Here is a 14856-nt window from a genome sequence, read left to right on the forward strand (position 1 = left end):
GTAGAGTTACCATGATCTATATCAAAGTTTATTATTTCAACCTCTTTGTGATTGTTGTTTGCACTTACTTTTAAATCATATCTTTTACAACTGATATCTTCAAATATTAGTAATATTTCATTATCGCCTCGAGGCAAGTTGGATACACATTCTTTGCTTAATACTATCGTTCTCCTGTTTTCAACTTCTCCACTAGCTACTTCCGTTGTTGTAAAATTCTCAACCTTGTAATCTACAATTTCGCCTAATTTAGTTGTTATTTCCTTTAGAACATGACCATTTTTCTCCAGATGTATATACATATCTCTTGGGGCATTCAAATAGAATATGTCACTGTTTGGAGATATTTTCGCAGTTTCCACTATAGTTTCCACTTCTGAGGCATTTGCCGCTCCTATCTGTAAATAATTAATGTCTATATTTCCACTTTGCCTCATTATAGCTATACTGTTAAATCCTTCATCAAGTTGCACTACCTGCTTAACATCGCCCCAATTATTGCCGAGCGTCATTAGGAATCCAACACCATAAACTAATTCCCCCGACTTATTTTTTACAACAACATCTTGATTCTGATCACCAGGTATAGCTCTGTATTTAAAATGTAATTCATACCTTCCCGCTTTAGGTGCATCTACTGCAAACACTGCACCTCCTGAATTATCAATTTGCAAAAAAAAATTTGCAGCTGAACCTTCAGTTATAATTTTAGCTCCACCAAGTATAGTTGCATCTTCAATTTGATATATATTCTTTCTTTGAGCATTATCTAAAATATTAAAGGTAATTTGAGGATCTAGTCCAACATCAAAGTGAAGTGCTAAATGTCCTGTTAAAATTGATCTATTAATAAAGACCTCCTTTTTAACGGTTAACTGTTTATTTTCCTCATCTACAGTATATAGACTCTTGTCCATAGCTTGTCCATCCCATAACAACTCTACAAAACTATTATAATGATTTTCATACTTCAAGATTAAATCTTCAGGAGTAGCCTTATAAAAGTTAAGGTGCGTAAAATTAACCTCTGGATTAACCACTGCAGGTTCCTTGTAGATTTCTATGTAATCAATATTCATAGAAGCCCAATCTCCTTGAATCTCAAAATCATACAAACCTACTTTATCAAAAGAAAAATTTGTTTCTTTTATTGTCCACGACTTAGATCGAAAATCCACATTTTGCACTATTACCACTACTTCATTTTTTAGAACTTTATTTACAATATCAACTTCATATATATCCATTGGCTCAATTGCCTTCACTATTTGCCTCTTATATTCACCATCATTAGTTTTATATCCTAATGAAACTTTATAAACTCCTGGTTTTTTAATATCAAATGCATTAGGAAAAACTGCAATACACCTTCTTTGATCACTATTTTCAAATGTAAAATTTATATATTTTTCATTTTTACCACTTGAACCGCTCTCGCTATTTATTGTCATAGTGCTTCCTTTTGGTATTACAGCATCTTCTGCCTCATATCTTGTCTTTTCCTCTATTACTGCTTTTGCAGTTATATCCAAAACAGCTGGTAAATATTTTTTAGTTTCAATGATAGTCTCCACCTTCTTAATGTTGTTTGGCCATTCCAAAATAATATAATGCCATATTCATGCAAAAGAATATGGCAGCATTATACCTGTTTATTCATCTATTAATTAAGGTTTTACCCTTGATCTTAATTGTATTTCTTTTTCTTATAATTCTATATTTTTTCTATTAATAAGTCACTTATATCTTTCAAGTGCCTTAAGATAATTTCCCTTCACAATGCTTAGCTGTCCTTTCAATAATTTCTATACACATTCTTCCATTATGATATGGGCATTTCCATGGTTCAACAATAGGCATGTTATCAATAGGTTTATTATTTACATCTAACTTCCAATACCATTCACTATTTTCTTTTTTATCAACAAGAAATTTTTCAATATACTTATAAAGATCCTGTGCAGCCTCTAAATATTTTATATCCTTTGTCTTTTCATATGCGTTATAAAAACCTACGATTGTCTCAGCTTGAACCCACCATACTCTCCCAGCATCTGTAATTCCATCTACTGTTTCGTTAATCACTCCTAAAGAAGAATATGCATTTTTATAAATGTTTTCTGCAATTTTCTTTGTGTACTCATGCGTACTTTCTATTAGTTTCTTATCTCCTAAAACCTCTGCAGCTCTATCAATTAACCAACTGCCTTCAATATCGTGACCATAAGATTGTATGTCAACTGTTTCATTCCAATTTTTATCAAAAAAGACCTTTAAACTATGTTTTTTCGTTGAATATATTTTATTTTTTATTAAATCTAAAAGGTGGTATAGTCTTTTAGCCACATTATCATCTTTTGAAACTTCATAAAGAAGCGTATAAGCTTCTAATATATGCAAATGCGTATTCATGGTTCTATCAGATATTACGTTATTTTCACTAAGCATCTCATTTTCTTTTTCATTCCATTGTCTATCAAATTCTTCTAAATAACCATTTGAACTTTCACACTTCTTTTCAATTAACTCAAATAATTCTTTTGCTTTATTAAGGGCTTCTTCTTTCCCTGTAGCCTTATAATACTGACATAATCCATATATTCCAAAGGCCTGATTGTATATATGTTTTCTAGTATCTGTTGGCATCCCTTTAAAATCTACCATCCAATATAACCCTTTATATTCATCATCAAAAAGCTTTGATTTCATAAATTCATATGCATGATTTGCAAGACTTAATGCCTCTGGTTTCTTTTGCAAACAATAAACTGCAGAAAAAAACCATAAAATCCTTGTATTTAAAATAACACCTTTTTCTGACTCTTTATTAATTATACCATCATAGCTTACATATCCATAAAATCCACTATTTTCGTAATCAGCTAAATTACTCCAAAATGGGAAAATACGTTCATCTAACTCTTTTTCAACTTCTTTTGATAAATCCAACATCTATATATATCTCCTTTTCTGAAGTTTTTTAAATTTTAACCTACTTAACTGAACCATTTACAAAACCATTGTATATATATTTTTGTAATGATAAAAATGCAACAAGAGTTGGAATAATAATTAAAATAACTCCTGCACATATTACATTCCACTGTCCTCCATAAGGTCCCATAAACTTATAAAGTGATGTTGATAAAGTTTGGAGACTTTGATCTGGCATATAAAGAAATGGAATATAAAAATCATTATATATAGTAACTCCACGAATAATTGCAACTGTAGCAATTGCAGGCTTTAAATTTGGAAGTATAATTCTAAAAAATATATATGCGTAAGAAGCTCCTTCAAGTTTTGCCGACTCATCAAGACTCACATGTATTGACTCCATAAAAAGAAGCATAATATACAAACTCATTACATCTGCTCCAAGATAAAGTACTATCGGAGCCCAAATTGTGCCAAAAAGTCCTAATGCATTAATTATTTTAAAAGTTGCAACTTGCGTTGTTACCATTGGTATAAGCATTGCAACAAGATATGCTCCAAAAACCAATTTCTTACCTATAAAATCAAACCTATCTAGTACATAAGCAACCATCGCTCCAAAAATAATTGTACCTGCTAATGAGATTGCCATAATTATAACTGTATTTTTAAGGCCTGTAATCATTCCACCATCTGTAAAAGCAGTTTTAAAATTATCAAAATACAAGAAACTATTAGGCATAGCTAATTTTCCTGAAACATTAAACTCACTGCGAGTTTTAAAAGCGGCAAATAATATCACAAGTACTGGTGCTACAACAACAATAACAGCCAATAATAAAGATAAATACTTAATTATAGTCAATATAATATGACTATTCTTTTTAGATCTATAATTTTCTTTTTGCATACTAATCTGCCTCCTTGAAAAATACTTTTTCAGTAATTGTTGCAACTGCTACAATTATAAGAACAATTACAGCCATTGCAGATCCAAGTCCTACCCGTTGAAATTTAAAAGCAGTGTTTACTGTTTGAATAACAAAGGTGTTACTTCCATTTGCACCACCAGTCATTATATATGGAATCTCAAATACACTTATTGCTCCAGATACAGCGAGGATTAAATTCAGTTCTATAATTTTTTTAACACTTGGAAGTATTATGTATTTTACTTTTTGCCATTCAGTAGCTCCATCTAAATCTGCTGCTTCCATTACTTCTCCAGATATAGATTGTATGGCACCCAAGAATATTATAAAATTAAAGCCTACATACCTCCATATAGAAACAGATGCTAAAGAAAAGTTTATAATTCTCTCACTTCCAAGCCATTGATGTATATACTGTCCCATACCAATTATTTTTAACATACTATCTAATGTTCCATTTGGCCTAAGGAAGAAAACAAATATTAAAGAAATCGCTACCCCATTAAGAAGATATGGGAAAAAAAGTATAGCCTTGTATATACTTTTTCCTTTTAATTTACCATTTATTATTACAGCAAAATAAAACGCAATAAATAATTGAACAAAACCGCCGAAAAAATAGTAAATACTATTTTTTAAAGCTAGAAAATAAGTAGGGTTTCTAAATATTTCTATATAATTGGCAAAACCAACCCATGTTTTATTTACACTATATCCATTCCATTCTATAAAACTATAGTAAATCATATTTATGGCAGGTAAAAATGTAAATACCGTTAAAAAAAGTAACGGAATAAATAGGAAAAGAAATACTACAACCTTCTCTTGTTTTTTATAACTGAGCTTTCCAAACATCTCCACACAACCTTTATTCATATTTTAAAAATAAGGAGGGAAATTCCCTCCTTATTTTTAATATTTAAGAGTTTTCTTTGCTTTATCCCAATTTGTGTTTAATTCTGTCATAGCTTTATCAAAAGCAGCCTTACTATCTTTAGCTGCTATAGCAACCTTTTGGATATATAATCCACCACCTTGAAGATCTATTCCTGCTTGATTCGCTATCTTGTCTCTCTTATCACCCTCATCACCAATTGGTCCTGGATCTTTCATTAAGAGTTTAGTTTGTGACATAAATGCTTTTATAATTGGATCATTAGATTGTGCACCTTTCTTTATTGGAATAAATCCATTATCATTAGCATAATTAGAATTTACGAAAGCATAAAGGAAGTCTTTTGCCTCTTTTTTATTTTTACTTGCTTTACTAACAGCTAAGCCTAGATCTGGTCCTGAAGTTGAGTTCAATTTTCCTGAATCATTTACAGGTATTGCCGCAAAACCTATATCATTCTTATCAGTTGCAGCTGCTTGCATTTGAGGTATTGCCCACGTACCTAAGAACATCATTCCTACTTTTCCTGCTCCTAAATCACCTTTAGATTGTTCCCAATTCGTTGTAGTGAGATCTGGTTCTACCCACCCATTGCTTACAAACTTATAAAGAACATTAAGTGCTTTACCATTTGGCTTATTATTTGAATAGGGATCAGTATCTTTGTATATAGTATTGTAAAAACTTCCATTACCTGACATTGGGATAGCCATTGAATCCCATGCTCCTAAAGGCCATTTATCTTTAAAGTTAGTAGCTAATGGAACAATTCCTGCAGCCTTTAGCTTTGAAGCTGCTGCATACAAACCAGTTAAAGTAGTAGGAAATTTATCTATGCCTGCTTTCTTAAACGCAGATTTGCTATAAACCGCTCCATCAGCACCCATACCATAACTTAATCCATAAGTAGTATAAGACCCATCAGCATTTTTAGTTGCTTTATCATTAGTAAAATTATACTGTTTTAATTTACTATCTGTATTTTTACCTAATGGTTCAAAAAACTGTGCTAAATCTGAAGTTGCAATTGCACTTGGTATTAAAAGTACGTCACCGTAGTTTTTTGAATTTAAACGGACTTTTACATCTCCATCATAATCAGTAATAGCTTCCCATTTAATAGTAACACCAGTTTTCGCCTTGTAGTCGTCACCAAACTTTTTAAGATATGTGTTTACAACATCTGTTCGATTAGTTAACACTGTTAAAGTTACATCTTTTTTTGCTGAGGTTGAGCTGGATGTTTTACCACAACCTGCTAGTACTCCAACTGTCATAGCAGCGAGTAATATTAAACTAATTGTTTTTTTCATATTTATCCCCCTTCAAGTGCATCTGGTAACGTTATCGTTGCGTTACAATTATATTTTAAAACATCGTTTACAAAAAGTCAATGTAAATGTTCCTATTTTATACTGATTTAGCATTCAAACTTGTTTTAATAAAAGCATTTTTTTCTATTTCAAACAAGACCACATAAGCAATTCATGTATAATTATAATTATATTTCTACATGAGCATTATGTGAATTCCTAAATTTTTAATATTTTATACATAATGTAAATATATTACAATGAAGTTAATAAAACATATGAAATGTAAATTTAAAATACATGATATCTCCTATTAATAATATTATTTTAGCTTAACATACTAGTATATATTACTTTACATTTGTTCATTAACTATTTAGTCATTTGGTAAATATAAAAATTATCTGTCAGTTATCAATATCAAATATGCTTTTAATTCTCAATTGACTTTTAAATTCTTTTAAATTTATTTTTTTAGATAGACGACTTTTATTTATTTTTAATGTTCTATCCGAACCGCCAACAATATCGAAGAAATTATCCTCAAACACCGCATCTACTTCTCTTAAATCCAGTTCTACATATTTAGTGAAATTCTTAGCTTTAATATTAACAATAAAGTTATCTTCCTCTTCAGAAACCTCATAACACAATTCTGGATTTAGAAAGTCAAAATGCTTAGGCCTTACAAACAATGATGTCCCAGAACTTACAAGAACACCTTCTGTATAAAGCAAATATTCTACGTATAATTTTCTAGCATCATCCTTAGTTATAACCTTGTTTTTAAAATCTATAGTTTCTACTAACAAAGACCTCAAAGGTTTAACCGTTATTTCCTTACTTGCAGTATCTAATATTTTAAAATTATCTCTAAGCCTCCAAGTTACCTTCCCACTAAAATAATTAAGAGTTTCATTAGTTACATGGAATTCGACCTTAGTTCCTTCTTCATTAGCTGAAAGCAACACTGGTGCAAAGAATTTCTTGGCAAAGTAGTGAAGTGCCTTCCATCTTCCATAATAATCTATACTTGACCAAGAAGCTACAGGCCAACAGTCATTTAATTGCCAGTATATAGCGCCCATACATCTTCCCCTATTTCTCCTCCAATGCTCCACTCCACATTTTATAGCTTCAGCCTGTGTTATTTGAGATGCATATACCATGTTTTCAAGTCCATTTGGATACTTTAGATATTCAGATATATAGTAACTAATCTTTCCATTGCCTCCTACATGTTTTTGATGCTTCTCCATAACATATGAGAATGGATTTCTATCTTCAGGCAAAGTGTAACTTTCTATAGTTTTAATCGCCGGAAATGACTCAAATCCAAACTCCGATACAAATCTAAAATAATGTTTTCTATAATCCGTAAATGGTTTTAATCCATGCCATACATCCCAATAATGTGAATCACCCATATCATCATTACTTAGTTCCTTAAAACTTCCTTGCTTTGAAGGTGAAGATGGCCAATAAAAAGTATTAGGATCATATTTTTTTATTAATGCAGGAAATAGCACCTCATACTGTCTAATATATTCTTCCTCTGTAGTCTCTCTTTTGTGAATTCCCCAGTATGCAATTGCTGATTCATTTTCATTATTTCCAGTCCACAATCCTAAACATGCATGATGCCTTATTCTTTTAATATTGTCTTCCAATTCCCCTGTAATATTTTCTTCAAAATCATCCGATAATTTATAATCTGCGCAAGCAAACATAAGATCCTGCCATACCAATAATCCATATTTATCACATAAATCATAAAAATAATCATCAGGGTAATAACCACCACCCCAAACACGTATGCAGTTCATATTTGCAGCTACACAATCCTTTATAAGCCTTTCTGTCTTTTCTCTATTACATCTTGCTAATATGTTATCTTCTGGTATATAGTCCGCACCCATTGCAAAAACAGAAAAATTATTTATGTTAAATTCAAAGCTCTCTCCCCATTGGTCCTTTTCTCTTCTTAAATTTATATTTCTAAGACCTATATTAAATTCTTTTAAATCTAAAAGTTGGTTGTCATTTATTAAACTAACTTGAACACTATATAATGGCTGATCCCCATAGCCATTAGGCCACCAAAGCTCTGGTTCCTTAATATCTAACTTAAAATGATTTTCAAGTGAATCTACCAATATATTTTTCTCCACAATTTTTCCATTGGGCGCTGTAATTTTAACGTCAATACGGAGTTTCTTATTCTCAATATTAGTGTTTATTACCTTTACGTTCAAATCAACTTGATTTTGTGAATACTTTTGGGTTACATATACTTCTTCTACTCTTCCTAAGTTGTATGCTTTAATATAAATATTTCTCCAAATACCCATATCAGGTATCTTTGGTCCCCAATCCCAACCAAACATGTAATGTGACTTTCTTAAATATGGAAATCCATCCATAGCATTACATCCCCAAATATATTTTTCCTTAAACCGACTCTCAATAAACTTTGTTGGTGAATGAAATAATATGTGTATATTATTTTCCCCACTCCTTACTAGCTGCTTTATATTAAGTTCATAAGTTCTATGCATATTATTAGTTTCTGTTACCTTCTTACCATTTATCTCTATTTCACTTAGAGTGTCAAGTCCTTCACAACATAACAGTAGTTTATCTTGGTTCAACAATTTCTCATCAATAAAAAACTTCCTTTTATACTCAAAATCATAATCAGCTTGTTCTAAAACTTTGTATTCATTGTCTCTATAAAAAGGATCTTCAATAATACCCTTTTTTAAAAGATCGTTAAAAACTGAACCTGGCACACAAGCTTCGATCCACTTATCGTTAACTGTATTCCTCATTTCCCATTTACCGTTTAAATTTAAATTAATCATGCCGTTTGACCTACCTCCCTCATTCAAAAAACAACTTCTCCGACTGCTAATAAAAATCACACATACTTAACTAAATCGCCTAGAAACTTACAAACGTATTATGTAACGTTACAGTTGCGTTGCTATTATATTTTAATGCAACTATAATTCAATGTCAATAATAATATTGGTGTCTAATTATATTCGTATGCTCATAAGACGACTTGACATCAGCCTTTAATAACAATCTCATAAGTTATAATTGTAACTTTACATTCGTAAGACCTTTTTAAATTTAACATACTTTAAAGAAATATCTATAGCAATGATCCACCACAACCTTATAAATCTCTAATTATTAGCATATTCTTTTGGCGAACATTTATAATATTTTTTAAACAAATGATAAAAGTGGCTCAAATTATTACACCCACACATAATGCAGATATCTAATACCTCATAATCACTAGATTTTAGCAATTCAGCTGCATAGTTCATACGTTTTTCATTAATGAATTGAGTGGGTGTAATATCCAAATACCTCCTAAATACCCTTGTTAAATGCTCTTGACTATAATTTGCAAGTGTGATTAATTTACTGAGACCTCCCACATAATTATCCCGCTCACTCATCTTCTCTATAAGTTTTAAAAACCAAGGCGGAACATTAATTTTACTTCTTTTTACACGAACAGCGCTATAGAAATTATAAAGTAACAATGGTAAAATTGTTATAAAGTATAGATGGCGTTCTTCCCCCACTTCAGTTTCACCAATTTTTTCTATTTTACCTTCTATATCTAAAAATGTAGATCCTTCAAGTAATATAGTTGGTGCAATTCTAGGTTCTAGAAAAGATGTAAAATTAAGACTAAGATATTTGATTGTTATATTAATTTCTGAAACTGGTATGCCAATTGTAATAAGTTCGAAATCAAATGATTTAAAGAAGCTGTATTTGTGCACATCATTTGGACGCAAAAATACAAAAGAACCTCGTGATAAGAGCTGAGTAAAATCATTTACTACATGGAGTGCCTTTCCTTTGGTAACTAAAAAAATTTCATAAAAATCATGGGTATGTGCTGGGTAGGTTTCCGCGACACTCGTCTGTTTTAGAAATCCCGTACCGCTAATTTTATCATTATCTGATAGTGTTAATTTATCTATACTCATATGAACACCTCTCCAATATCAATATAATACAATACCCCATCAAATAGCAACAAGATATTTTGTTAAATTGAATGTAATATTAGTAAATAAGGAGAATTAGTGTTTACACTATCTCCTTTAATTAGGAGGTCTTATAATGAATACAATTAATATTTTAGACTTTGGTTCCATTCCGAATTCAGGTAACCTTTGTACTAAGGAAATACAAGATGCTCTAGATGTTGCATCACAAAAAAATGGTGCCACAGTAATAATACCCACTGGTGAGTTTATCACTGGTACACTTAATTTAGGCAGTGCATCTTTGTATTTAGAGAAGGGTGCAGTACTTAAAGGTTCTAAGAACATACAAGACTATGTATTTAATGGTTTTGAACATAACGAGATGGGAAAAACTCTTTCATTGCTATATACTATTCATAATAATGATATTCTCATTTCTGGTGAAGGAACAATAGACTTAAACGGAGATAGTTTCTACTATATGGATAAACCTTCTATACCACAAAGTCTTATTCCTTTAACTGAAAAACAAAAGGATGAATGCCCAAGGCTTTATGATAATCGTCCAAATCAACCAATATTCTTTTATAATTGCCAACGTGTAAGTGTGAAAGATATCAAAATTATTAATGCTCCCTGCTGGACTATGTCCTTTATCGAATGCGAGGACATTCATGTCCATGGTGTAACCATAGATAATAATCTTTGTATACCAAATAATGATGGTATACATTTCTGTTCCTGCAAAAAAGTGTTTGTTTGTGATTGTAATATCTCAAGCGGTGATGATTGTATTGCACTCAGTTCAATAACTGATTGGAATAAGCCTTGTGAAGATGTGATAATATCTGATTGTATATTACGTTCCTCTTCAAAGGCAATTGTAATAGGTTATATGCATTCTATAATTCGTAACGTATGTATAAGTAATTGCATTATTAAAGAAAGTAACCGTGCCCTATGCATAATGGCCAGTTCGCATACCGGTCTAGTAGAGAATGTACAAGTAAGTAATCTTCGCCTCGATACTTGTATTCGGGCTGGAGGATGGTGGGGTAACGGTGAAGCAATCTGTATAATTGGTACTCCTCATAATAATCCTTCCTATGAACACAATACTCCTGACCGTGACTTCAATATAAACGTAAAAAGTATTTTCTTTCAAAATATAATTTGTACAACTGAAAATGTACTTGCTATAGTAGGCGAAAATGATAATATTTGCGATGTGCACATTAATGGTCTTATTGTAAAATTAAAAGACAGCGAGAATCTGATGATAAAAGGACGTATGGTAGATTTAAGTCCAAGCAAACAAACAGCTTATCTCCCAGATGATGATCCTTGCTGGTTATACATCCAAGATGTACGGTATATTACTGTAGACAATGCATTCATATTTCAATTTCACGGCAAACATCCAAAATTCTCTCAAACAAATTGCAAAAATATACAAATTAATGCCATGAATTTATAGACACATTTAATGAGCTTTTTACGTATCCATCATCTTAAAATTTATAGACAAGAGAGCTCAACTTTTACATTAGCTCTCTTAGTTTTTTCATCATTATTTTTTTGTAGAATTTCTAAGTACAAGTTTACCTTTAATCATAACTCTTCCATATTGAGTTTTTACATCATTTATTTTTTTTGAAATCATTTTTATAGTAACCCGAGCCATCTCCTCTATATCAACTCTCACAGTTGAAATTGTTGGATTTGATTGCATCGCATGTATCGAATCATCAAATCCTACTACAGAATAGTCCTCAGGTATCTTGTATCCACAGCTTTCAAGCTTTTGTATCAATATCAATGCAGTTTTATCACAATTGCATACGAAAGCTGTAGGCATATCCTCAGGTAGAGCGATATCAATCCACACACTATCATCAGTTCTATCATTAATAATCCAACTATCTTTAAACGGTAACCTATACTCCAAGATAGATTTATAATATCCTAAAAATCTATCTTGAATACTGCTAGTTAAATTCAAATTACCTACGAATGCTATTTTCGTATGTCCTTTTTCAATTAATGTATTAGTAATTTCATATGTTCCAAAAAAATTATCAGTATTAACGCTGTCTACATCAACCTTATCATAATAAAAATCTAAAAATACCAATGGTACATTTTGTTTTACGATTTTTTTAACATATTCTTTTGAAAGTTGCCCTAATATAATTACACCATCAACATTTCTATCCGCTATCATCGTAGGTATTGTTTCATCCATTTCATTATCAGAAGTTAATATATGAAACATACAAGTGTAATGTAACTTCTCTAAATAACTCGACAAAAATCTATATAAATCTATATAAAAATAGTCTTCTTGTCCATAATATCTTTCTGCCGAAATAATTCCTATACACCTGGGCTCGTCATTCATTGTCGACTTGCCATTCGAGTTAAAAACATACCCCGCTTCAGCTGCTGCATGCCTTATTTTCCCCTTCATACTTTCACTAATATCTTTATTACCCCTTAACGCCTTAGATACTGTGACCTTTGATACTCCGACTTTATTTGCAACATCCTGCATTGTAACTTTTTTCGCCATAGCGTCTTTACTCCTTCTACAATAAGTATTTCTTTATTTAAAAGGTATTATATTTTAATAAAAATAAGCAACCTAATAATTATAAACATTATAATTCTTAACAATTACTATTATAGCCATATTCAACTTAACAAATCAACATATTTCATTAAATATTACTTTACAGTGTTCTTTTATTAATTATAGTACCAATTTCATAGTTTCTTTATATAAACATTCAAATGAATCATTAATAAAACAAATCACTAATTTCGTAACTTATACAAGTTTTATTTAATCAAATATATATTATATTAGAATTATTCTATCAATTACTTTACTTAATTTTCATAGCAATTAAATAGCAAATATATATCGTATCTCTTTCTAATTCCTTACTTAATATTCTAACCGACCCTCTAAACTCCGAAGATAAGATAAATACATATTTTTTAAACATCACACAAAATAGCTAATATCTTACATAAATGTTGTGGTGTAATATATATTATACTAGCTTTAAAACTTCTTCCCACTCCGGCCTTAGTAACCCATATAAATACATATCATATCTTCTACCATCTCTGTGAATAAACTCTCTATAAACGCCTTCTCTTTTAAATCCTAATTTTTCATATAATTTTATTGCTGGTTGATTATATTCAAGTACAGTAAGATATATTCGATGAAAATTTAACTCCTCAAACCCAAACTCTATAGTTAATTTAAGAGCTTCTTTTCCATACCCCTGGCCCCTATTTTCACTTTCTCCAAGTCCTATGTATATTAACGCAGTACCATTATTCCAAGAAATACTTTCAAATCCTGTAACTCCAATAATTTTTTGTGAATCAAGTATTTTAACAGCAAAAATATAAGCTGTATTGCATTTTCTTATATCATTAATCGTCTCTAATATATCTTCAATATTTTTAGGTGTTGCACTTACTATATCATAATTACGCATGAATGATACATCATTATGCCATTTTTGAATTTCTGGCTTGTCTTCTTCATTTATAGACGTAAGATTTACCTTTTTTCCCATTAATAGATTTTTCATTATTTCACCTTTCCTCGCTTTTATTTTATATATAAATACATGACTTTTCAAAAAAATAGACTAGCTAACCGCTAGTCTATTTTTTTAAATCACTTATTAAAGTAATCTTATTTAACTATAATACATTACTATAATTAAGAATATACTTTTTTTCTAATTTAAATGGGTGATATGATAATTTAGATTTTCTAAGACCTTCTATTCCAAGATCCTGTTCTCTATTAATTATTTTAACATCACTAAAACTTCTATCAACAAATGCCTTATTAATAAAACTATACACACCACTATAAGTAGTATCTGCTTTCTCTATATGAATTACTGCTAAATCATCATTTAATTTTTCGCCTAAACTAAAAGCTACTATTTTCTCATCTACATAAACAGCTATACCCTTAGTGTTTACAATTTCCATATTTCCTAGAATATCTTTTATTCCCTGAAGTTCAAAATTAAGCATACGATCATTATTATTCACTTCATACCATTTTTCTGCAGCTAATATAACATCCTTTATTACCTGTGCATCTTTAATGTCTTTAACCTCATAATTATAATTCTTTATAAACGAATTATAATGATTTTTTTTACCATGAAGTTTCTTACCAGAGAGTTTTATAAGTTTTTCAGCCTCATATAAATAATCAAAGTTATCTCTATCCTCTTTAATACAAATACCCTTGGCATCACCATATATATCTTTTATCTCTTCCATAAACCCCTCATCAAGATCTTTAAATACAAACTCCATATTATTTTCTTTTTTATAATCCATTAGCGCATCTATTAACTCTTTAAGATTTTCTTTGCTATATCCCAAAGGTTGCATAAAATAGTATCTTCCCTCAAAATCCATTTTTTTTATTATTAAAGCATCTTTATAAATAGTAAAACAAATATCACAAGCCTCTCTCCATATATATAAAGTAGTAAAAGAATATTCACAACTTAAAAATTTATATGGATATATATACTTTTCGAATATTTCCTTATCTTCAATCGTAAGTCTTTTAAAAATCATAATCTCAACCTTTCCACTTAGTGTAAACCATAAATGTCATCATCTTAGTCTTTTCTTCTATTATTTTAGACTGTAAACTCATTTTTTGCAAGTAGATACTTTTAAGAACTTTAGTTTCCAAA

General features: G+C 30.4%; 11 protein-coding genes. 1 reads left to right on the forward strand and 10 read right to left on the reverse strand.

Annotated features, from left to right (window positions below; genetic code table 11):
- From Q0649_RS22545 to Q0649_RS22575, 7 genes are all read right to left on the reverse strand, one after another.
- Positions 1-1601, reverse strand: a 1601-nt coding sequence (locus Q0649_RS22545; RefSeq protein ID WP_298847258.1) for a hypothetical protein, incomplete at its 3' end; no start/stop codon positions are given.
- Between the two features lie 157 nt (positions 1602-1758).
- Positions 1759-2952 (reverse strand): AGE family epimerase/isomerase, encoded by a 1194-nt coding sequence (locus Q0649_RS22550; protein WP_298847261.1) that lies wholly within the window; start codon positions 2950-2952, stop codon positions 1759-1761.
- A gap of 40 nt (positions 2953-2992) precedes the next feature.
- Entirely contained in the window at positions 2993-3847 is an 855-nt protein-coding gene (locus Q0649_RS22555) for a carbohydrate ABC transporter permease (protein ID WP_298847264.1), read from the reverse strand.
- Position 3848: 1 nt separating this feature from the next.
- The gene (locus Q0649_RS22560) at positions 3849-4616 is read right to left on the reverse strand and encodes a carbohydrate ABC transporter permease (RefSeq protein ID WP_298847267.1); all 768 of its coding nucleotides are present in this window, start codon (positions 4614-4616) and stop codon (positions 3849-3851) included.
- Positions 4617-4781: 165 nt separating this feature from the next.
- Positions 4782-6077: an ABC transporter substrate-binding protein gene (locus Q0649_RS22565; RefSeq protein WP_298847269.1), complete on the reverse strand. Its 1296-nt coding sequence runs from the start codon at positions 6075-6077 to the stop codon at positions 4782-4784.
- A 407-nt stretch (positions 6078-6484) separates the two neighbouring features.
- Positions 6485-8941: a glycosyl hydrolase 2 galactose-binding domain-containing protein gene (locus Q0649_RS22570; protein ID WP_298847271.1), complete on the reverse strand. Its 2457-nt coding sequence runs from the start codon at positions 8939-8941 to the stop codon at positions 6485-6487.
- Between the two features lie 330 nt (positions 8942-9271).
- Positions 9272-10096 (reverse strand): AraC family transcriptional regulator, encoded by an 825-nt coding sequence (locus tag Q0649_RS22575; RefSeq protein ID WP_298847273.1) that lies wholly within the window; start codon positions 10094-10096, stop codon positions 9272-9274.
- 136 nt (positions 10097-10232) lie between these two features.
- On the opposite strand from Q0649_RS22575, the gene Q0649_RS22580 reads away from it, so the two are divergent.
- Entirely contained in the window at positions 10233-11576 is a 1344-nt protein-coding gene (locus Q0649_RS22580) for a glycoside hydrolase family 28 protein (RefSeq protein ID WP_298847275.1), read from the forward strand.
- Between the two features lie 93 nt (positions 11577-11669).
- Here the strand turns inward: Q0649_RS22580 and Q0649_RS22585 are convergent, their stop codons facing one another.
- The 3 genes from Q0649_RS22585 to Q0649_RS22595 form a co-directional block, all read right to left on the reverse strand.
- A complete protein-coding gene (locus tag Q0649_RS22585) occupies positions 11670-12671 on the reverse strand; it encodes a LacI family DNA-binding transcriptional regulator (RefSeq protein ID WP_298847278.1) in 1002 nt (333 codons plus the stop codon).
- Between the two features lie 487 nt (positions 12672-13158).
- A complete protein-coding gene (locus Q0649_RS22590) occupies positions 13159-13713 on the reverse strand; it encodes a GNAT family N-acetyltransferase (protein ID WP_298847282.1) in 555 nt (184 codons plus the stop codon).
- 115 nt (positions 13714-13828) lie between these two features.
- A complete protein-coding gene (locus tag Q0649_RS22595; RefSeq protein WP_298847285.1) occupies positions 13829-14737 on the reverse strand; it encodes a DUF2156 domain-containing protein in 909 nt (302 codons plus the stop codon).
- Positions 14738-14856 lie beyond the last annotated feature (119 nt).

It is taken from the genome of uncultured Clostridium sp. (assembly GCF_937920395.1).
Lineage (GTDB): Bacteria > Bacillota > Clostridia > Clostridiales > Clostridiaceae > Clostridium_AD.